Origin of the sequence: Streptomyces sp. NPDC098789 (assembly GCF_044759975.1) — a bacterium.
Lineage (GTDB): Bacteria > Actinomycetota > Actinomycetes > Streptomycetales > Streptomycetaceae > Streptomyces.
This window is the reverse complement of record NZ_JBIWAJ010000025.1, coordinates 48,857-68,909: the sequence shown is the minus strand read 5'-3', so window position 1 is coordinate 68,909 and position 20,053 is coordinate 48,857. Positions and strand designations below refer to the sequence as shown.

Sequence of the window (20,053 nt, the reverse complement as noted above, 5' to 3'; positions counted from 1 at the left end):
CGGGAGGACGTACCGGTGCACATCCAGGAATGGCTGGAGACCATCCCGGCGGTGAGTGTCTATCTGCTGGTCGGCCTCGTCATCGGGTTGGAGAGCGTGGGCATCCCGCTTCCCGGGGAGATCGTCCTGGTCAGCGCGGCCCTGCTCGCCTCGCAGAACGGCGGCATCGACCCGGTGGTGCTGGGCGCCTGCGCGAGCGCGGGCGCGATCATCGGGGACTCGATCGGCTACGCGATCGGCCGCAAGGGCGGCAAACCCCTGCTGGCCCGGCTCGGGCGGCGCTTCCCCCGGCACTTCGGGGAGCACCACGTCGCGATGGCCGAGCGGTCCTTCGAGAAGTGGGGCATGTGGGCCGTCTTCTTCGGGCGGTTCGTGGCGCTGCTGCGGATCTTCGCGGGGCCGCTGGCGGGCGTGCTGCGGATGCCGTACTGGAAGTTCCTGATCGCCAACGTGCTCGGCGGGATCATCTGGGCGGGCGGTACGACGGCGGTCATCTACTACATCGGGATCGTCGCGGAGGCCTGGCTGAAGCGGTTCTCCTGGCTGGGGCTGGTGGCGGCCGTGCTGATCGGGCTCACCTCCATGCTGGTGCTGCGCAACCGGGCCAAGAAGTCGGCGGCCGAGGCCGAGGCGAGGGTGGCGCCCGAGACCACGGTGGCGGTCGACTGAACCGGGGGCCCCGGGGCGGGCGCGGCCGCCGCGCCCGCCCGGGACACCACGGCTCCGCTACGCGAGGTCCTCGACCGCCGCGCGGTGCTGCTTCGCCAGCTCGACGTACATCGTCGCGTTCAGGCTGATGCCCGCCCGCTCCTCGTCCGTCAGCGGGCGCCGGACCTTAGCCGGCACGCCCGCGACGAGGGAGCCCGGCGGGACGACCATGCCCTGCGGCACCAGGGCCTGGGCGGCGACCAGCGAACCCGCGCCGATCACCGCGCCGTTGAGGACGGTGGCGCCCATGCCGATCAGGCAGTCGTCCTCGACGGTGCAGCCGTGCACCACCGCGTTGTGGCCGATGGAGACGCGCGCGCCGATGGTCACCGGGAAGCCCGGGTCGACGTGGACCGTGCAGTTGTCCTGGACGTTGCTGTCGGCGCCGAGCACGATCGGCCCGCAGTCGGCCCGCAGCACCGCGGAATACCAGATGCTCGCCCCGGCGGCGAGGCTGACGTCGCCGACGACGACCGACGTCGGCGCGGTGAACGCCTCCGGGTGGATGGCCGGCTTCTTCCCGCCGACACCGGCGACGAATGCCTGGTCCGCCTGAAACGTCATGTTCTCTTCCTCTGCTTCCGGATGCCGCGCTCCTTGCACCGTAGGCCACGCCTCCGGCCGACCGGCCGATGGGGTGAAGATCACAGGAGGGCCGTCCGGACGCCCGGGGCGCGGCCCACTACCGTGGCCGGGTGCCGAAGAACAGAAACACGTTCTCATCCGTCTCGCCCGCGGAGGTCCTGGCGGCCGTGACCGCCCTGCGCCGCCGGGCCGCGAGCCGGATCGTCCACGCGGGCTGGCGTTGGGCGCAGCAGGCGGGCGCGGTCACCGCGCAGGCGCCCGGGCGGCTGCGCTTCGGCGCCATCGGCGAGGGCACCCGGCTGGCCTTCCCCCAGGGCACCGTCTTCGGCGAACGCTGGATCCACCTGGGCGAGCACTGCATCATCGCCGAGCAGGTCACCCTGACCGCCGGGATGATGCCGGACCTCGACCTCGGCCGGGACCCGGTGCTGGTCCTCGGCAACGGCGTGGTGCTCGGCCGGGGGAGCCACGTCATCGCGGACACCCGGATCACCATCGGATCGGACACCTTCTGCGGTCCCGGGGTCTACATCACCTCCACCAACCACAGTTACGACGACCCGCACGAGCCCGTCGGCAAGCAGTGGCCGCGCAGCGCGCCGGTGGAGATCGGCCCGGGCTGCTGGTTGGGCACCGGCGCGGTGGTCCTCCCCGGCGCCCGGCTCGGCCGCAACGTGGTGGTGGCCGCGGGGGCCGTCGTCCGCGGCGAGGTGCCCGACCACGCCGTCGTCGCCGGCGCGCCGGCCCGGATCGTGCGGCGCTGGGAGCCGGAGACGGGCTGGCAGCCGCCGCTGCGCACGCCGGCCCCGGTGCCGATACCGGAAGGGGTGACTCCCGCGCAACTGCGCGCGCTGGAGGAAGCCGAACGTATCGCCGAGTCCCGCGGGATCGGATCGCCCACGGCCCCCTGATCGGGCGCGATGCGGGCGGAACGGGTGAGTCCGATACCGAACGTCAGCCCAGCGATTGTCCAAATCCTCCCCACGGGTCGCCGATGCGGGACGGTGCCGGGAGCGCGCGGCGCGCGGCGCGATCCCGGCCACGACAAGGGTTTTGACGTGCCGTTGGGGTTCCGGACGCCCTGTTCGATTTGCGGAACAGTAGCCTCCGGTCGGTGAACCGGGCACCCCTGGCCGGTATCTGTGGATGCGTGCGGGCGGCGCCGGAGGCAGGCGTTCGGCCGTGCAGAATACGCACGTCACACAGCCGAATAGAGGCGCGCCGATGCCATCCCACCCGTCCGGCCCCCCACCCCGCCCGGCCTCCGCTGACGCGGCGCGGGGCGCGTGTCACCTCGGTGCGCCCCCCGCCCCCGCGCGCACGCTCCTCGACGTCCTCGACGCCACCGCGGCCGCCCACCCCGGGGCCCTCGCCCTGGACACCGGCGCCGAACGCCTCGACTACCGGCGGCTGACCGCCGAGGTCGCCGCCCGGGCCGAACGGCTGCGCCGCGCCGGGGCCGGGGCGGGGGACCGGATCGGGATCCGCGTGCCCTCCGGCACCGCGGAGCTCTACCTGGCGGTCCTGGCCGTGCTGCGCTGCGGGGCCGCCTACGTCCCGGTGGACGCGGACGACCCCGACGAGCGGGCCGCGACCGTCTTCCGCGAGGCGGGCGTCTGCCTGGTCCTCGGCGCGGACGGCGAGGTGGCGCCCGGCGCCGTGCCGCCCGCCGGTGCCGCCGGGGGTGCGCGCCGGGCGGCCCGCCCGCAGGACGACGCGTGGATCATCTTCACCTCGGGCTCCACGGGCGCCCCCAAGGGCGTGGCCGTCAGCCACCGCAGCGCCGCCGCGTTCGTCGACGCCGAGGCCGGGCTGTTCCTGCGGGAGCGCCCGCTGGGCCCCGGTGACCGGGTGCTCGCGGGGCTCTCGGTGGCCTTCGACGCCTCCTGCGAGGAGATGTGGCTGGCCTGGCGCCACGGCGCCTGCCTGGTCCCGGCCCCGCGGGCGCTCGTGCGCGCCGGGCACGAGCTGGGCCCCTGGCTCGTCGACCGGGCCGTCACCGTGGTCTCGACCGTGCCCACGCTCGCCGCGCTCTGGCCCGCCGACTGCCTGGACCGGGTCCGGCTGCTCATCGTCGGCGGTGAAGCCTGCCCGGCCGAGCTCGTCGACCGCTTCGCGATCGGCGGGCGGGAGATGTGGAACACCTACGGACCCACCGAGACCACCGTCGTGGCCTGCGCCGCCCGGCTGCGGCCCGGCGAACCCGTACGCATCGGACTGCCCCTGGACGGCTGGGACCTGGCCGTCGTCGACGAGGCGGGGGAGCCCGTCGCGCCCGGCGCCGAGGGCGAGCTGGTCATCGCCGGCGCCGGCGTCGCCCGCTACCTCGACCCGGTCAAGGACGCGGAGCGCTTCCGGCCCTGCGCGGCACTGGGCGCCGCCCGTGCCTACCGCACCGGCGACCTCGTGCTGGCGGACCCCGCGGGGCTGGTCTTCACCGGGCGGGCCGACGACCAGATCAAGCTCGGCGGCCGCCGGGTGGAACTCGGCGAGATCGACGCCGCCCTGAGCGCCCTGCCCGGGGTGCTCGGCGCCGCCGCGGCCGTGCACGCGACCCCGGCCGGCGGCCAGGTGCTCGCCGGGTACGTCGTCCCCGCGCCCGGCTACGACCGCACCCGGGCCAGGGAGGCCCTGGCCCGGGCGCTGCCCGCGGCGCTGGTGCCCGTACTGGCCGAGCTCGTCGAACTGCCCACCCGCACCTCCGGCAAGGTCGACCGCGAGGCCCTGCCGTGGCCGCTGCCGGAATCCGCGCATCGGGCGGACGGGTCCGGCGGGTCCGGCTGGGCCGGTGGGGCCGAGCCGTTGGACCGCGCAGCCGCCTCGGGCGCCTCGGGGGCGTCGGAGGCGGCGGGTCCGGAGCCGCTCGGGGCGGTCGCCGCGGAGCTCGCCGACCTGTGGGCGCACCTGCTCGGCAGCCGCCCCGGGCCGGGATCCGACTTCGTCGCACTGGGCGGCACCAGCCTGACGGCCGCGCGGATGGCCTCGCGGCTGCGCGAGCGCTACCCCGGAGTGTCGGTCGCGGACCTCTACCGGAACCCGGTGCTGCGGGACATGGCCGCACACCTGGAGGGCCTCGCCCCGGGCGGCGGGGCGAAGGGGGCGGCGTCGGGCCCGGCCGCAGCCGCCCCCCGGTCCGCGTCCGCGTCCTCGGCGTCGTCGGCGCCCCCGCTGGGGTCGATCGGGGCCGTGGCCCCGACGCCGCCGCTGCGGCGGCGTACCGGCGCGGCCCAGATCCTCGTCCAGTGCGCCCTGTTCGGCGTGACCGGGCTGCGCGGGCTGGTCGCCCTGGCGGTCATCGACAACGTCCTCGCCGTGCTGGCCCCCAAGGCCTGGGCCCCGTACACCTCGTGGTGGTTGGTGCTGGCCGGCTGGGTGGTGCTGTTCAGCGCCCCGTCCCGGTTCGCCCTGGGCACCGCCGCGGCGCGGCTGCTGACCCGGGGGATCGTCCCCGGCGCCTACCCGCGCGGGGGCGGGGTCCACCTGCGGCTGTGGGCCGCGGAACGCGCCGTGGCCTCCTTCGGCGTCCCGGCGCTGCTCGGTACCCCGTGGGCCGCCCGGTACGCGCGAGCGCTCGGCTGCGCCACCGGACAGGGGGTCGCGCTGCACGCGATGCCGCCGGTGACGGGGCTCGCCGAGCTGGGCGACGGCTGCGCCGTCGAGCCCGAGGCCGACCTGTCCGGGTGGTGGGTGGACGGCGGGACCCTGCGGGTGGGGGCGGTGCGGGTCGGCGCCGGAGCCCGGGTGGGGCACCGGTCGATGCTCATGCCCGGAGCGGTGGTCGGACCCGGTGCCGAACTGACCGGCGGCGGCTGCCTGTCGGGCGAGATCCCCGCCGGCGCCAGCTGGGAGGGCTCACCGGCCCGGCCGACCCCCCGACCGCAGCCGACCGCGGCGCAGCGGCCCGCGGGCCGCGCATCCGGCGAGCGGTCCCGCCCCGGCCGGTGGAAGGCCTGCTACGCCGCGACCCTCGGCCTGCTCCCGCTGCTCCCGCTCCTCGCCGGCGCGCCCGCACTCGTCGGGACGTACTACCTGGTCAAGGACTGCGTGACCCTCGGCGCCGTCGCCCTGTGGCTCCTGCTCACCGTTCCCGTCGCCACCTGCGTCACCACCCTGTGCTGGATCCTCACCGTGGCCGCCGTCGTCCGCCTCCTCGGCCGCGCCATCACCCCCGGCACCCACCCCGCCGACGGCGGCGTCGCCTGGCGGGTCTGGCTGGTGCACCGGCTCCTCGGCGGCGCGCGGGCCTCCCTCTTCCCGCTGTACGCGAGCCTCGCCACGCCCCTGTGGCTCCGGCTGCTCGGCGCCGGGGTCGGCCGACGGACCGAGATCTCCACCGTGCTGACCCTGCCCTCGCTGCTCACCGTCGAGGACGGCGCCTTCCTCGCCGACGACGTGCTCGCCGCGCCGTACGAGCTGCGCGACGGCCGGATGCGGCTGGGCGCGGTCCGCGTCGGGCGGCGCGCCTTCGTCGGGAACTCCGGCATCGTCGGCCCCGGGCGCACCGTGCCCGACCACGCGCTGATCGGGGTCCTCTCCGACGCCCCGGCGCACAGCGGGCCCGGGACATCCTGGCTGGGCCGGCCGACGATGCCGCTGCCGAGGGTGGCGGCCACGCCGGACGCGGGGCGCACCTTCGAGCCGGCACCGCACCTGGTGCTGGCCCGCGGGCTGGTCGAGCTGTGCCGGCTGATCCCGCTGATGTGCGGACTGGCGCTGGCCGAAGGGGTGCTGCTCGCCCAACAGGACGCCCTCGACTCGGGCGGCCTCTGGCTCGCCGCCGTGGTCGGCGCGCCCCTGCTGCTGGCCGCGGGGGTGGCCGCTGCCCTGACGGCGACCGCCGCGAAGTGGATGCTCGTGGGCCGCTTCCGGGCGACGGAGCACCCGTTGTGGAGTTCCTTCGTCTGGCGCAACGAGCTCTACGACACCTTCGTGGAATCCCTCGCCGTGCCGTGGTTGGCCGGCCCCTTCACGGGGACGCCCGTCCTCAACTGGTGGCTGCGCAGCCTGGGGGCCCGGATCGGCCGGGGCGTGTGGTGCGACACGCACTGGCTTCCGGAGACGGATCTGATCGCGCTCGGGGCGGGGGCGACCGTCAACCGCGGCTGTGTGCTCCAGACGCACCTGTTCCACGACCGGATCATGCGGATGGACACGGTCGATCTCGCCGAGGGCGCCTCGCTCGGCCCGCACAGCATCGTGCTGCCGGGCAGCGCGGTCGGCGCCCACGCTTCGGTCGGTGCCTCCTCCCTGGTGATGCGCGGTGAGACGGTCCCACCGGCGACCCGCTGGGCGGGCAACCCGATCGCCGGGGCCGCCGCCCCCGCCATCGAATGACCTCCACCGGCCGTCCCCGGGCCGGCTACCCCGCTGCCAGCAGGACGGTGCCGGCCAGGGCGAGGCCGGCCCCGGCCGCCTGGACCGTGCGCAGCCGTTCCTTCAGGAGGGCGAAGGCGGCGAACGCGGTGACGACGGGGTACAGCGAGGACAGTACGGCGGCCACCGTCACCGGACCGTTCTGCGCGGCGACGGAATAGGTGCCGTTGGCCGCGACGTCCGCCAGCCCGACGAAGGCCAGCGCGGGCAGCAGGGTCCACAGCAGCGCGGGGCCGCTGCCCGCCGGGAGCACCCGGTTCCCGCGCCGGGCAGAGGCCCAGAGCGCGGTCCCGCCCGCCGTCACGTTCGTCACGCGCTGCACGAAGAGGGCCAGGAACAGGCTGGTGAGTCCACTGGACGCCTCCGAGATGAGCGCCATGACCGCGCCGAAGCCGAAGGCCGCGCCCAGGGTGAGGAGCACCGCCTGCCGCTGTACGGGCGCCCCGCGCAGCTCGGGCCCACCCGCCAGCAGGATCCCGACCAGGGCCACCGCGATGCCCGCGACCTGGCCGAAGCCGGGCCGTTCGCCGAGCGTCAGTCCGACCCCGACCGGTACGACGACGCCCAGCGAACCGAGCGGCGAGACCACGCCCATCGGGCCCAGCGCGAGCGCCTTGTAGAAGCTCAGCATGGCGAGGGGGCCCACCAGACCCGCGGCGACCGCGAACCACAGCTGCGGTCCGGCCCCCCGCCAGGCGCCGGTCCCGAGCACGATCGAGCCGAGCACGACGACGGCGACGGCCTGCGACGCGACGACCACGGTGAGCGCCGGGAGCCTGCGCGTCAGCAATCCGCCCCCGAAATCGGCGAGACCCCACAGAATGGCTGTGGCCAGGGCGAACAGGGCGGTCATGGCAGGACCTCGCAGTACAGTGCATTGAGCCAGTGAGTGCAATGCACGATAGTTCAGCCCATTGAACTCTGTCATCCAAAATATTGGACGGTATGGTGTCGGATCTCGAACAGCTCACCCAGGCACTCGCCCGGAACCTCAAGAAGTGCCGAGGTGAGCGCGGTTTCACCCTGGACGCGCTGGCGGCCCGCGCGGGAGTGAGCCGGGGGATGATCATCCAGATCGAGCAGGACCGTACGAACCCCAGCGTCGGCACCACGGTCAAACTGGCCGACGCCCTCGGCGTCAGCATCACCACCCTGCTCGACCACGAACCCGGCCCCCAGGTGCACGTGGTGCTCCCGGGGCAGGGCGTGCGCATGTGGTCGACGGACGGCGGCAGCGCCAGCGAGATGCTGCTCGGCGACGACCGGCGCGGACCGCTGGAGATGTGGACCTACCGGCTGGAGCCGGGCGAGGGCACCGACTCCGACCCCCATCCGGCCGGCACCGTCGAGATGATGCACGTCACCACGGGGGAGCTCACGCTCCTGGTCGACGGGGAGCAGTACGCCGTTCCGGCGGGCGGGGCCGTCTCCTTCGAGGCGAACGCACCCCACGCCTACCGCAACGACGGCCCCGTGCCGATGGAGATGACGATGGCGGTGTCCATCCCGCCCGTGGGCCGCCCGTAGCCCGGGTCGGGGAGCCCACGTCAGGGGTGCCCGGGTCGGGGGAGCCCGGGTCAGCCCTGGTGGGCCCGGGTCACAGGGCCGGGATCTCGATGGCCGGGCAGCGGTCCATGACCATGTCCAGCCCGGCGGAGGTGGTCCGCTCGAAGGCGTCCTCGTCGACCACGCCGAGCTGGAACCAGACGGCGCGGGCACCGGCCGCCGCGGCCTCGTCGGCGACCGGACCGGCCAGCGCGCTGTTCACGAAGACGTCCACCACGTCCACCGGGAAGGGAATCGCGGCCAGCGAGGCGTAACCCTGCTCGCCGTGGACCGTCTCCGCCTTCGGGTGCACCGGCACCACGCGCTTGCCGAAGCGCTGGAGCACCCGCGCCACGCCGTAGGCGGCGCGGTCGCTGTTGTTGGACAGGCCCACCACGGCCCAGGTGTCGCCGTGCTGGGTGAGGATCCTGCGGATGGTTGCCGGGTCGCCGTACACGCGTGCCGCCTCCTGCTCTCGCGGGCCGACCGGGTGCCGCCCGCACCCGGCTTCAACAGGGAGGACACCTGTCCGATTCCCCCGTCCGATTCCCTTTAGGGTGGAGCGGGTGAAGGCAGACCAGTACGTCACGGTGGCCCGCGAGGGCGTCCACGAGTCCGAGATCAACCGCTCGCGCTTCCTCTGCGCGCTGGCGCCCGCCGCGACCGAGCGCGAGGCGCAGGACTTCGTCGCCCGCATCCGCAAGGAGCACCCCACCGCCTCGCACAACTGCTACGCCTACGTCGTCGGGGCGGACGCCTCCGTCCAGAAGGCCAGTGACGACGGCGAACCGGGTGGTACGGCCGGAGTGCCGATGCTCCAGATGCTGATGCGGCGCGACATCCGCTACGTCGTCGCCGTGGTCACCCGCTACTACGGCGGTGTGAAACTCGGCGCGGGCGGGCTGATCCGGGCCTACGGGGGCGTGGTCGGCGAGGCCCTCGACACGCTGGGCACGGTCACCCGCCGCCGCTACCGGCTGGCCACCGTCACCGTCGACCACCAGCGCGCCGGCAAGACCCAGAACGACCTCCGCTCGACCGGCCGGACCGTGGTCGACCTGCGCTACGGCGCCGCCGTGGAGATCGAGATCGCCCTGCCCGAGGCCGACCTGCCCGCCTTCGAGGCGTGGCTCGCCGACAGCACGGCGGGCAGCGCGACCCTCACCCTGGGCGGGGAGACCTACGCCCCCTGAGCGGCGAGACCTACGCCCCCCAGGCTCCTGAGCGGTGAGGTCGGGTGAGCGACCGGGGCGGGTCCGCCGCCCCGGGTCACCGTCCCGCCGACTCGCCCTGCGCCGCCTCGATGCCCGCGTGCAGGTCCACCGCGGCGTCCAGGGCGGCGGCGCCGGACAGGGCCAGGCAGGTCACCAGGGCCGCGGCGGTGAGGTGCCGTGCGGTACGGGAGCGTGCCGCGGCCGAGGCCTCCACCGGTCGGCCCAACAGGGCCGCCACCCGGCGCGGCAGCGGACCGGCCGTCGCGGCCAGCGCGAAGGCCGGCCGCGCCGGGCCGGACGCCCGGGCCGCACGGGTGGCGAGCGCGGCCCGGCCGATGGCCCGGGCGGTCAGCCCGCGGTCACCCGTGGCGCGCGCGGCGGCCTCGTCGGCGCTGCGCTCCAGGGCGTAGGCCAGCGGCTCGCGCAGGGCGCGCAGGGCCGGATGGCACAGGGCCGCCAGATCGGTCACGGCGGCGAAGAGGTGGTGACGCTCGCGCAGGTGGGCGCGTTCGTGGGCGAACAGCGCCTCGCGCTCGGCGGCCGTCAGCGCGCCCAGCATGCCGGTGGTCACCACGATCCGACCGGGGCGCCCCGGGAGCGCGTAGGCGTCCGGCCCCGGTTCGTCCAGGACGACCAGCTCTCCGCCGGCGTGCGCCGCGAGCCGGCCGGCGCGGCGCAGCTGGGTCCAGCGCCGGTTCGCGGCCCGCACCAGCAGCGCGACGGACCAGCCCAGCAGGGCCGCGGCCACGACGGCCACCGCCACCACGGCATCGGGCGAACCGGTCCGCAGTGGGGTGAGCAGCTTGCCCAGCGCGGCGACGGTGCGCAGATGCGTGGCGCCCGGGACCACGAGCAGGGCGAGGGAGACCGTGCTGGCGAGGGCCAGCCCCGCCGCGGCGGAGGCCAACAGCCACACGGCGTGCCGCGGGGGCAGGCAGGCCGCCAGCCGTCGGCCCACGGGCCCGGCGAGGAAGGGGACCAGCAGCGGCAGCCAGACCGCGTAGATCATGCACCGCCCCCGTCGAGCAGGGACCGCAGCAGCTGCTCGTCGTCGTCGCTCAACTGCGAGACGAAGCGGGTCAGCACCGCGCCCCGGTCCTCGGTCTTCTGCAGCTCCGAGTGCATGCGACGGGCCGTGAGTCCGGAGGCGTCCTCCGTCGGCAGGTAGGCGAACCCGCGACCGGAGCGGGTGCGGGACACCGCGCCCTTCTCGTGCAACCGGGTCAGGATCGTCGTCACCGTCGTCCGCGCGTGCGACGTGCCCAGTGCCTCCTGGACCTGGCCGGGGGTCAGCGGGGTGCCGGCCGCCCACAGGGCCGCCAGTACCGACGCCTCCAGCTCGCCGGCCGGCAGCCGGTCCGGGTTGGCCTCACCCATGGGGCGCTCCTCACGCTTCTTCCGTCTACGGTGGTGTAGACCGTCTACGGCAGTGTAATGCGGCGCCGCCGGAAGACCACGGGCCGGTCGGGCGTTGGGGTCGTGCATGAGGATCGGCGAGGCATCCAGGGCCAGTGGCGTGAGCGTGCGGTCGTTGCGCTTCTACGAGGACGAGGGCCTGATCGTCCCGGGCCGGCACGACAACGGGTACCGCGACTACTGCGCCGTCACCGTCGAACGGGTCCGGGTCATCCGCTCGCTGCTGGAATCCGGGCTCCCGGTGCGGCTGATCAAGGAGGTCCTGCCCTTCCTCGCCGAGCATCCGATCGGCGGGGCGGCCGCCCTGTGCGGGGAGTTCCTCGACGAGGTGCGGGACTACCACGGTCGGCTCACCGAACGGATCGCCGCGCTCACCGCCCAACGGGCGGCGCTGGAGTCCTTCCTGGGCACCGCGCGGCCGCCGGCCGCCGCGGGCGCTCGACCCTGACCCTCACCTCGGCTTCACCCTTCGTCCTTCACCCCTCACCTCTCGCCCTTCGCCCTTGACCTTGACGTGTGCGTGAGGCTCCTACGGTCCTCGGCATGGAGATCCTTCAGCAGCAGGACAGTGACGTACCCACGATGCGGGCGCTGGTCCAGCCGTCCCAGGCCGGGCCGCGGGACCTGGTCCTCGTCAGCGACCGCCCCCGTCCCGCGCCGGGGCCGGGCGAGTACCTGATCCGCGTCGGGGCGGCCGGAATCAACTACGCCGACGTCATGCAGGCGTACGGCACCTACGACGGTGGTCCGCGGGCGCCCTACATCGCCGGCTTCGAAGCCGCCGGCACGATCGGAGCCGTCGGCCCGGACACCGAGGACCCCCTTCCGGTGGGCACCCGGATCGTCGGGGCCGGCGCGGGCGCCTTCGCCCCGTACGCGGTCATGCCGGCCGCCGGCGTCCTGCCGGTGCCGGCGGGCTGGAGCGACGCCGAAGCCCTCGGCATGGTGCTGAACTGGGCGACCGCGCTGGCGGCGCTGAAACCGTTGGGCCGGCTCGCGCGCGGCGAGGTGGTCCTCGTCCACGCGGCGGCAGGAGGCGTGGGGCAGGCGGCCGTCCGCCTGGCCCGGCACTACGGGGCGCGCGTCATCGCCACCGCCTCGCCGGCCAAGCACGACACGGTCAGGGCGCTCGGGGTCGAGGAAATCCTCGACGGCTCCCGGCCCGACCTCGCCGAGGCGATCACCGGGCTGACGGGAGGCGTCGACCTCGTCCTGGAGTCCGTGGGGCGGGCTACCTTCGACACCAGCCTCCGCGTCACCCGCCCCTTCACCGGGCGGATCGTCGTCTTCGGCGCGTCCTCCGGAGACGCCGGCCTGAGCACCCACGACCTCGTCTTCACCCACCACGTACAGCTGAAGGGCCTGCACATCGGCGCCCTGGCCTCGAAGGCCCCGGCCCTCTACCGGTCGCTGATCGCCGAGCTGGCGGAGCTCGTCGAGCGGGGCGTCTACCCGCCGGGCACCCCCCGGGTCCACCCGCTGGACGAAGGCCCCGCCGTCCTGCGGGAACTCGAATCCCGCCGGACGACCGGCAAGCACGCCCTCGACCCGTGGCGCTGAGGACGTGACGCCGAGGCCGTGGATCCGACGCCGTGGATCCGACGCCGTGGGGGCGCGGTCGTGGGGGCGCGGTCGTGGCCGTCGCACCCACGCCCCGCGGGGCCCGGCCGACTGGTCGTCCACCCCCGGGCGCCGGTGGCAAACTGAGAACCGAGACGGACCGGACGCCGATTCGCGTTAGCGTGGTGGGTGCCTGCCGCGGCGCCCGTAGGGGGTCCGTGCTGGTCCCGGAGCTGGAGGAACGGTAAAGTGCAGGTCGGAGTGGCATTGTGAGGATCCTCCACACCTCCGACTGGCATCTCGGCCGGGCCTTCCACCGGGTCAACCTGCTCGGGGCGCAGGCGACCTTCGTCGATCACCTCGTCGAGACCGTGCGGGAGCGCGAGGTGGACGCCGTGCTCGTCGCGGGCGACATCTATGACCGCGCCGTGCCGCCGTTGCCCGCCGTCGAGCTCTTCGACCAGGTCCTGCACCGGCTCGCCGAGCTCGACGTGCCCACCGTGATGATCTCCGGGAACCACGACTCCGCCCGCCGTCTCGGCGTGGGGGCCGCACTGATCGGCCGCGCCGGGATCCACCTGCGGACCGACCCCGAGGGCTGCGCCGACCCCGTCGTGCTCACCGATGTCCACGGCGACGTGGCGTTCTACGGACTGCCGTACCTCGAACCGGCCCTGGTCAAGGACGCGTTCGACGCGCCGAAGGTCAGCCACGAGGCGGTGCTCGGCGCCGCCATGGACCGGATCCGCGACGACCTCGCCACCCGCGGCCCCGGCATCCGCTCGGTCGTCCTCGCGCACGCCTTCGTCACCGGCGGGCAGGCCAGCGACAGTGAGCGCGACATCGCGGTCGGCGGGGTCGACTCGGTGCCCGTCGCCGTCTTCGACGGAGTCGACTACGCCGCCCTCGGCCACCTGCACGGCTGTCAGACGATCAACGAACGGGTCCGTTACTCCGGTTCCCCGCTCGCCTACTCCTTTTCCGAGGTCCACCACCGCAAGACGATGTGGCTGATCGAACTCGGCGCCCCGGGCACGAGCCCGGTGGCCGAGCGGATCGACACCCCCGTGCCGCGCCCGCTCGCCCGCATCCGGGGCCCCATCGACGAGCTGCTGGAGGACCCCGCGCTCGCCGGACACGAGCAGGCGTGGGTGGAGGCGACCCTCACCGACCCGGTCCGGCCCGAGGACCCGATGGCCCGCCTCGTCGCCCGTTTCCCCCACACCCTCAGCCTCGCCTTCGACCCCCAGGGCCGCGAGGAGGACGACGGCGCCTCCTACGCGCAGCGCCTCAAGGGCCGCAGCGACCAGGAGATCGCCGAGGACTTCGTCACCCACGTCCGCGGCGGGGGCGCCGCCGACGAGGGCGAACGGGCCGTGCTGAGGGCCGCCTTCGACGACGTCCGCGTCGAAACCGCACTGCTCGAAACCGGACGTCAAGGGCGGGACCGATGAGGCTGCACCGACTCAAGGTCACCGCCTTCGGGCCCTTCGCCGAAGCTCAGGAGATCGACTTCGACACGCTCTCCGGCGCCGGGATCTTCCTCCTGCACGGCCCCACCGGCGCGGGCAAGACCTCGGTGCTCGACGCGGTCTGCTACGCCCTGTACGGCTCCGTGCCCGGCCCCCGCCAGGCGCCCGGCACCAGCTTGCGCAGCGACCACGCCGCCCCCGAGGAGGCCACCGAGGTCACCCTCGAACTCACCGCGGGCGGCCGCCGCCTGGAGATCACCCGGCGCCCCGAACAGCCCCGCCCCAAGAAGCGCGGCACCGGCACCACCAAGGACAAGGCCCAGAGCTGGCTCCGCGAACACCTCGGCGACACCGGCTGGCAGGGACTCAGCCGCTCCCACCAGGAGATCGGCGAAGAGATCGAGCAGCTCCTCGGCATGAGCCGCGAACAGTTCTGCCAGGTCGTGCTGCTGCCCCAGGGCGATTTCGCACGCTTCCTGCGGGCCGACGCCGAAGCCCGCGGTCGTTTGCTGGGACGGCTCTTCGACACCCGCCGCTTCGCCGCCGTCGAAGCCCTGCTCGCCGAACAGCGCCGGGCCGCCGAGGCCAAGGTGCGCGCGGGCGACGAGAAGGTGCTCGGCACGGCCCAGCGGCTGGCCCAGGCCGCTGGGGACAGCGCGGACCTGCGCGCCTGGCCGCTGCCCGGCCACCAGCCCGGCGACCCCGGGCTCGCCGAGGCCGTACGGGCCTGGGCGGCCGTGGCGCGCAGCTCGGCCCGGGAACGGCTGACCGTGCGCGAACACGCCCTCACCGCCGTCGAAGCCCGGCACGCGGCAGCCCGCCGGGCCGCCGAAGGGGCCCGGGAACTCGACCGGCTCCAACGGCGGCACGCCGAAGCCGTCCACCGCGCCGAGGTCCTCGCCGACGCCGCACCCGAGCGGGAACGGCTCCGCGAACGCCTCGACCGGGCCCGCCGGGGCGCCCTGGTGGCCCCCGCCCTCGACCTGCGCGAGGCCGCGGCCGGCGCCCACCGGGCCGCCGTGCACGCCGTCGACGACGCGCGGCGGCGCCTGCACGCCGACCTCGTCGAGGCGAGCGCCGAACAACTCGCCGCCCTCGAACAGCGGCTGCGCGGAGAGCTCGGCGCCCTCGGCGCCGCCCAGCGCGCCGAACAGCGCAGCGCCGACATCTCCCGCGAACGCGCAGCCCTGGAGCGCGAATCCCGCGCCGCCGAGGAACAGCAGCAGGAATCCGCCGACTGGCTGGCCCGCTGGGAGCCCCTGCGGGCCGCGCTGCGCGAACGCGTGGACACCGCCCAACAGGCCGCGACCCAGGCCGAACACCTCGCCGGCCGGCTGGAGCCCGCCCGACTGCACCTGGCCGCGGCCCGCCGCCGGGACGCGCTCGCCGCCGAAGCGGAGGCCACCGCCGGCGAGCTGCTCTCCGTACGAGAGGAGTCCGCAGGCGCCCGGGAGCGCTGGCTTGAGCTCAAGGAGACCCGGCTGCGCGGGATCGCCGCCGAACTCGCCGAGGCGCTCGTCACGGGGGAACCGTGCGCCGTGTGCGGCTCGGCCGACCACCCCGCACCCGCCCGCCCCGCCCCCGGCCACGTGGACCGCGCCGCCGAGGACGCCGCCCACGCCCGCTTCGAGCAGGCCGAGGAGGGCCGCGCGACGACCGAGCGCAGGCTGGCCGCCGTACGGGAAGCCCGTACCGAGGCGGCGGCCGCCGCCGGGGACGCCACCACGGCCGAACTCCTCGACCGCACCCGGGAACTGACCGATCGGCACGCCGCGGCCCACTCCGCGGCGGCAGGACTGCACGGAGCCCGCGAACGCCTGGCCCACGCCGAACGCGAACACGCCTCCCGCAGCGCCGACCGGCTCGAAGCCGAACGCCGCATCGCCGCCCGCTCCTCGCGCCGCGACGTCCTGGACGAGGAACAACGAGCGCTGGAGGAGGAACTGGCCCGGGTGCGAGCCGGCTCGGCCAGCGTCGGCGACCGGGCCAGGCTGCTGGAGACCCGGGTCCGTCTGGTGGCGGACGCCGCAGGCGCGCTGCACCGCGCCGAGGCCGCTGCCGAACGCCTCAAGGAAGCCGACGGACGCCTCGCCGACGCCGCCTTCCGAGCGGGCTTCGACACCACGGAGGCCGCCGCCGACGCGGTCCTCGCCGAATACGAACGCAGCGCCCTGCAGCGGCGTGCGGACGCCTGGCAGGCCGAAGAAGCGCTGCTGGCCGACCGGTTCGCCGAGGCCGACGCGGCCCGCGCGGCCGAAGAACCGCCCGCGGACCCGCGCGCCGCCGAGGAGCGCGCCGAGCGGGCCGCGGCCCGGCTGCGCACCGCCGGTTCGGCCGCCGACGCGGCGCGGCTGCGCTGCACCGAACTGGACCGGCTGTCCCGGCAGATCGAGAGCGAGCTGCGCGCGCTCGGCCCGCTCCGCGAGAGCTACGACCGGGTGGCCGCACTGGCCGCTCTCACCGCCGGTACCTCCGCCGACAACGAGCGCAAGATGCGCCTGGAGGCCTACGTGCTGGCCGCACGGCTGGAACAGGTCGCCGCGGCCGCGACGGTACGGCTGCTGCGCATGTCCGGCGGCCGGTACACGCTGGTCCACTCGGACGCCAGGGCGACCGGGCGGGGCCGGTCGGGCCTGGGCCTGCACGTCGTGGACGCCTGGACCGGCAGCGAGCGGGACACCGCCACGCTCTCGGGCGGCGAGACCTTCTTCGCCTCGCTCGCCTTGGCGCTCGGACTCGCCGACGTGGTGACCGACGAGGCGGGCGGGATGCGCCTGGACACCCTCTTCATCGACGAGGGCTTCGGGAGCCTCGACGAACAGGCCCTGGACGAGGTGCTCGACGTACTCGACTCGCTGCGGGAGCGAGACCGCAGTGTCGGGATCGTCAGTCACGTCGCGGACCTGCGTACGCGGGTCCAGACCCAGTTGGAGATTGTCAAGCAGCGGGGTGGTTCCGTGGTGCGCCACCACACGGGCGACGCCTCGTAATCGAGGATGCCAGGGCGGGCGTCACCATACCGTCACTACCTGTAGTCGGCCCTCGCGCTCCGTCACGGACTGAGGGGGCGGCGGGACAGCGGCGAGGAGTAGATGACGCTCGTCGTCACCGATCCGAGTCCGGCGATCTTGCCCGTGATCTCTTCCAGATGTGCCATCGAGCGGGTCACGACCTTGAGGACGAAGCAGTCGTCCCCCGTCACGTGGTGGGCCTCCAGGATCTCCGGGGTGCTCTCCAGCAGGGCGTGGAACGGCTTGTAGTTCCCGTGCGGGTAGCGCAGCCGGACCAGCGCCATGATGGACTTGCCGAGCTTCTCCGGGGCGACCACCGCGGTGTACCCGGTGATCACGCCCGCCTCCTCCAGCCGGCGCACCCGCTCGGTGACGGCGCTCGGGGACATCGAGACCGCGCGCGCCAGCTCGGCGAAGCTGGCGCGGCCGTCCTGCTGGAGGGCTTCCAGGATGCGCCAGTCGGTGGCGTCGGGGGAATAGTCGGTCATGTGCCAGGTCTAGCAGGGGAAATCACGGTTGGACAAGGTGATGGCAGTGGAATTCCACTTCCGAAAATGATCAGTCGATCGTAGATTTTGAGCCATGACGACGACGCAGCAGCCCACCACCGTGCCCGCCACCACCGTGCCCGCCACCAACTCCGTCCTGCGGGTGCCCCCGGCCGCCCCGGCCGTGGCCGCCGCCTACTTCGCCGCCAGCCTCGCCTTCCACGCCGACGTCTCCGACGTCGCCGGCGCCCTCAAGGCCCACCGCGAGCAGGGCGTCGAGCTCGGCTTCCAGATCATCGACTCGCGCTCCACCCCCTCCTGGGACCAGGCGCACGTCCCCGGGGCGATCCACCTGCCCACGGCCCTCGTCCCCGAACAGGCCGAGCGGCTCCTCGACAAGAACGTGCCCGTGGTCACCTACTGCTGGGGTCCGGGCTGCAACGGCGCCACCCGCTCCGCCCTCGCCCTCGCCCAGCTCGGCTTCCAGGTCAAGGAGATGCTCGGCGGCATCGAGTACTGGATCCGCGAGGGCTTCGAGGTCGAGACCTGGCAGGGCAGCGAGCAGCGCGCCGAGGCCGACCCGCTGACCGCCCCCACCGACTCCGACGACTGCGGCTGCTGACACCCGCCCCGCGGGCCGCGCACGACGACGGGCCGTTCGCCCCCCCCCCCGCCGGGGGCGAACGGCCCGTCGTCATGGGCCGACCGGAGTGCGGTCAGCGCGCGGTCGACTCGCGGTCGACATGCGATCAGAGCTTCGACAGCTCGTCCACCAGGTCGTCCAGGCCCAGCGAACCCTGCGAGAGGGCCGCCATGTGCCAGGCCTTCAGGTCGAAGGACTCGCCGTGCGCGGCGCGGGCGTTGTCCCGGCCCAGCAGCCAGGCGCGCTCGCCCAGCTTGTAGCCGATCGCCTGGCCCGGCATCGAGACGTAGCGGGTCAGCTCGCTCTCGATGAAGTCGGCCGGGCGGCCGCTGTGCAGCCCGAAGAACTCCTGCGCCAGGTCCACGGTCCACGTCTCGCCCGGGTGGAACGGCGAGTCCGCCGGGATCTCCAGGCCCAGGTGCATGCCGATGTCCACGATGACCCGTGCGGCGCGCATCATCTGGCAGTCCAGGTAGCCCAAGCGCTGCTCGGCGTCCTTGAGGTAGCCCAGCTCGTCCATCAGGCGCTCCGCGTACAGCGCCCAGCCCTCGGCGTTGGCGCTGACGATGCCCACGGTGGCCTGGTAGCGGGAGAGCTGGTCCGCCACGTGCGTCCACTGCGCGAGCTGGAGGTGGTGGCCCGGAACGCCCTCGTGGTACCAGGTCGAGACCAGGTCGTAGACGGGGAAGCGGGTCTGGCCCATGGTCGGCAGCCAGGTGCGGCCCGGCCGCGAGAAGTCCTCCGAGGGCGAGGTGTAGTACGGCGCCGCGGCGCCGCCCGCCGGGGCGATCCGGGACTCCACCTTGCGGACCCGCTCGGCGAGTTCGAAGTGGGTGCCGTCGAGGTTCTCGATGGCCTCGTCCATGATGCCCTGCAGCCACGCCTGGACCTCGTCGACGCCCTCGATGTGGGTGCCGTGCTCGTCGAGGTGGCGCAGCGCGTCCCAGGGACCGGCGCCGGGAAGGATCTTGGCCGCCTCGGTCTTCATCTCGGCGAGCAGCCGGTGGTACTCCGACCAGCCGTAGGCGTACGCCTCGTCCAGGTCGAGGTCCGTGCCGTTGAAGTAGCGCGACCAGCGGGCGTAGCGCTCGCGGCCCACCGGGTCCGGGGCGCCCTTGACGGCGGGGGCGTACACGTCGCGCATCCAGTCGCGCAGCGAGACGACGGCGGCGTTCGCACCCTCGACGGCCGCGTCGAGCTCGCTCCGCAGCGACTCGGGGCCGGCCGCGGCGAAGTCGGCGAAGAAGCCGGGGCCCTCGCCGCCCTCGCCGACCCAGGTGCCGAGCTGGCCGATGAAGGTGGCGGTGGGGCGCGGGCTGCCGTGCAGACCGCGGTCGAGGCCGAGCTGGAGACACTCGCGGTAGCCGGCGAGGGCGGCGGGAACTCCGCGCAGCCGCTCGGCGATCGCGGCCCAGTCCTCGTCCGTGTCGGCGGGGGTCAGGGTGAAGACCTCGCGGACGCTGTGCACCGGGGAGTGGATGTTGCTGACCGCGCGCAGGTCCTCGTCCGCTTCGTGCACGGCGAGTTCGGCGGTCAGCCGCTCGCGCAGCAGACGGGCGCAGCGGCGCTCGGCGTCGCTGTCGCCGCCGGGGAGCTGTTCGGCGGCGTCGAGCTTGGCGAGGGTGGTGCGGGCGAGTTCGGCGGAGGCCTCGCGCCCGGCGGGGGAGAAGTCCGGGAGTTTGGTGGAACTCGCGGCGACACCGAGGTAGGTGCCGGTGATCGGGTCGAGTGCGATGAGGTCGTCGACGTACGCGTCCGCGACCTGGCGGGGCAGCTGGTTGCCGCTGTGGAGGGTGTCTGACATGCGGACATCTTCATACGGGAGACCCGTCCGCGTCACTACCGTTCGCTGTCAGCAGCCTGACGCGGGCCGGAACGGAGTGCTGCGTCCGCCTCCATGAAAGGGCATCCGCGGCCGGCACGGGCGATTTCGCGCCACGGGGTGCGGTGTCGTGCCGGTGCCGGTGCCGGTACCGGTACCGGCACCGGCGCCGTGTCGCGCCGTGTCGCGCCGTGTCTGCCGGGTACGCCGCCGGCC

At 74.5% G+C, this 20,053-nt stretch carries 17 protein-coding genes; 10 read left to right on the top strand and 7 right to left on the bottom strand.

The features are described from left to right. Nucleotides 1–15 precede the first annotated feature (15 nt). The gene (locus ACIQWR_RS35835) at nucleotides 16–669 is read left to right on the top strand and encodes a DedA family protein (RefSeq protein WP_404018533.1); all 654 of its coding nucleotides are present in this window, start codon (nucleotides 16–18) and stop codon (nucleotides 667–669) included. A 57-nt stretch (nucleotides 670–726) separates the two neighbouring features. On the opposite strand, the gene ACIQWR_RS35830 is transcribed toward ACIQWR_RS35835, so the two are convergent. Beyond that, a complete protein-coding gene (locus ACIQWR_RS35830; protein WP_404018530.1) occupies nucleotides 727–1,272 on the bottom strand; it encodes a gamma carbonic anhydrase family protein in 546 nt (181 codons plus the stop codon). Between the two features lie 131 nt (nucleotides 1,273–1,403). On the opposite strand from ACIQWR_RS35830, the gene ACIQWR_RS35825 reads away from it, so the two are divergent. Then, nucleotides 1,404–2,204 carry an acyltransferase gene (locus ACIQWR_RS35825; protein ID WP_404018528.1) on the top strand — a complete coding sequence of 267 codons (801 nt, stop codon included), beginning with the start codon at nucleotides 1,404–1,406 and terminating at the stop codon, nucleotides 2,202–2,204. A gap of 313 nt (nucleotides 2,205–2,517) precedes the next feature. After that, nucleotides 2,518–6,627, top strand: a complete 4,110-nt coding sequence (locus ACIQWR_RS35820; RefSeq protein WP_404018525.1) for a Pls/PosA family non-ribosomal peptide synthetase — start codon at nucleotides 2,518–2,520, stop codon at nucleotides 6,625–6,627. A gap of 25 nt (nucleotides 6,628–6,652) precedes the next feature. Here the strand turns inward: ACIQWR_RS35820 and ACIQWR_RS35815 are convergent, their stop codons facing one another. Next, nucleotides 6,653–7,519, bottom strand: a complete 867-nt coding sequence (locus ACIQWR_RS35815; RefSeq protein ID WP_404018522.1) for an EamA family transporter — start codon at nucleotides 7,517–7,519, stop codon at nucleotides 6,653–6,655. Between the two features lie 95 nt (nucleotides 7,520–7,614). Between ACIQWR_RS35815 and ACIQWR_RS35810 the strand changes: the two genes are divergently transcribed. Beyond that, nucleotides 7,615–8,193: a helix-turn-helix domain-containing protein gene (locus ACIQWR_RS35810; protein ID WP_404018681.1), complete on the top strand. Its 579-nt coding sequence runs from the start codon at nucleotides 7,615–7,617 to the stop codon at nucleotides 8,191–8,193. Nucleotides 8,194–8,263: 70 nt separating this feature from the next. Here ACIQWR_RS35810 and ACIQWR_RS35805 read toward each other — a convergent pair whose 3' ends face one another. Further along, on the bottom strand, nucleotides 8,264–8,668 hold the full coding sequence (locus ACIQWR_RS35805; protein WP_399258966.1) for a CoA-binding protein: 405 nt from the start codon (nucleotides 8,666–8,668) through the stop codon (nucleotides 8,264–8,266). A 109-nt stretch (nucleotides 8,669–8,777) separates the two neighbouring features. On the opposite strand from ACIQWR_RS35805, the gene ACIQWR_RS35800 reads away from it, so the two are divergent. Continuing rightward, nucleotides 8,778–9,404, top strand: a complete 627-nt coding sequence (locus ACIQWR_RS35800; RefSeq protein ID WP_404018519.1) for a YigZ family protein — start codon at nucleotides 8,778–8,780, stop codon at nucleotides 9,402–9,404. A gap of 76 nt (nucleotides 9,405–9,480) precedes the next feature. Here the strand turns inward: ACIQWR_RS35800 and ACIQWR_RS35795 are convergent, their stop codons facing one another. Further along, entirely contained in the window at nucleotides 9,481–10,434 is a 954-nt protein-coding gene (locus ACIQWR_RS35795; RefSeq protein ID WP_404018516.1) for a M56 family metallopeptidase, read from the bottom strand. Beyond that, on the bottom strand, nucleotides 10,431–10,802 hold the full coding sequence (locus ACIQWR_RS35790; RefSeq protein ID WP_404018513.1) for a BlaI/MecI/CopY family transcriptional regulator: 372 nt from the start codon (nucleotides 10,800–10,802) through the stop codon (nucleotides 10,431–10,433). Before ACIQWR_RS35790 ends, ACIQWR_RS35795 begins: the two co-directional genes overlap by 4 nt. A 106-nt stretch (nucleotides 10,803–10,908) precedes the next feature. Between ACIQWR_RS35790 and ACIQWR_RS35785 the strand changes: the two genes are divergently transcribed. The 4 genes from ACIQWR_RS35785 (at nucleotide 10,909) to ACIQWR_RS35770 (ending at nucleotide 16,863) form a co-directional block, all read left to right on the top strand. Then, the gene (locus tag ACIQWR_RS35785; RefSeq protein ID WP_404018511.1) at nucleotides 10,909–11,289 is read left to right on the top strand and encodes a MerR family transcriptional regulator; all 381 of its coding nucleotides are present in this window, start codon (nucleotides 10,909–10,911) and stop codon (nucleotides 11,287–11,289) included. A gap of 95 nt (nucleotides 11,290–11,384) precedes the next feature. Beyond that, on the top strand, nucleotides 11,385–12,401 hold the full coding sequence (locus ACIQWR_RS35780) for an NADPH:quinone oxidoreductase family protein (RefSeq protein ID WP_404018508.1): 1,017 nt from the start codon (nucleotides 11,385–11,387) through the stop codon (nucleotides 12,399–12,401). A gap of 269 nt (nucleotides 12,402–12,670) precedes the next feature. Further along, nucleotides 12,671–13,855: an exonuclease SbcCD subunit D gene (locus ACIQWR_RS35775; RefSeq protein WP_404018505.1), complete on the top strand. Its 1,185-nt coding sequence runs from the start codon at nucleotides 12,671–12,673 to the stop codon at nucleotides 13,853–13,855. Next, nucleotides 13,852–16,863, top strand: coding sequence for an AAA family ATPase (locus ACIQWR_RS35770; protein ID WP_404018503.1), 3,012 nt, complete (start codon nucleotides 13,852–13,854; stop codon nucleotides 16,861–16,863). The genes ACIQWR_RS35775 and ACIQWR_RS35770 overlap by 4 nt, the downstream gene beginning before the upstream one ends. 62 nt (nucleotides 16,864–16,925) lie before the next feature. Here the strand turns inward: ACIQWR_RS35770 and ACIQWR_RS35765 are convergent, their stop codons facing one another. Then, nucleotides 16,926–17,372, bottom strand: coding sequence for an Lrp/AsnC family transcriptional regulator (locus tag ACIQWR_RS35765; RefSeq protein ID WP_399258958.1), 447 nt, complete (start codon nucleotides 17,370–17,372; stop codon nucleotides 16,926–16,928). A 94-nt stretch (nucleotides 17,373–17,466) separates the two neighbouring features. On the opposite strand from ACIQWR_RS35765, the gene ACIQWR_RS35760 reads away from it, so the two are divergent. Further along, nucleotides 17,467–17,994, top strand: coding sequence for a rhodanese-like domain-containing protein (locus tag ACIQWR_RS35760; protein ID WP_404018500.1), 528 nt, complete (start codon nucleotides 17,467–17,469; stop codon nucleotides 17,992–17,994). Nucleotides 17,995–18,121: 127 nt separating this feature from the next. Here ACIQWR_RS35760 and ACIQWR_RS35755 read toward each other — a convergent pair whose 3' ends face one another. Then, the gene (locus tag ACIQWR_RS35755; protein WP_404018497.1) at nucleotides 18,122–19,819 is read right to left on the bottom strand and encodes a DUF885 domain-containing protein; all 1,698 of its coding nucleotides are present in this window, start codon (nucleotides 19,817–19,819) and stop codon (nucleotides 18,122–18,124) included. Between the last annotated feature and the right edge of the window lie 234 nt (nucleotides 19,820–20,053).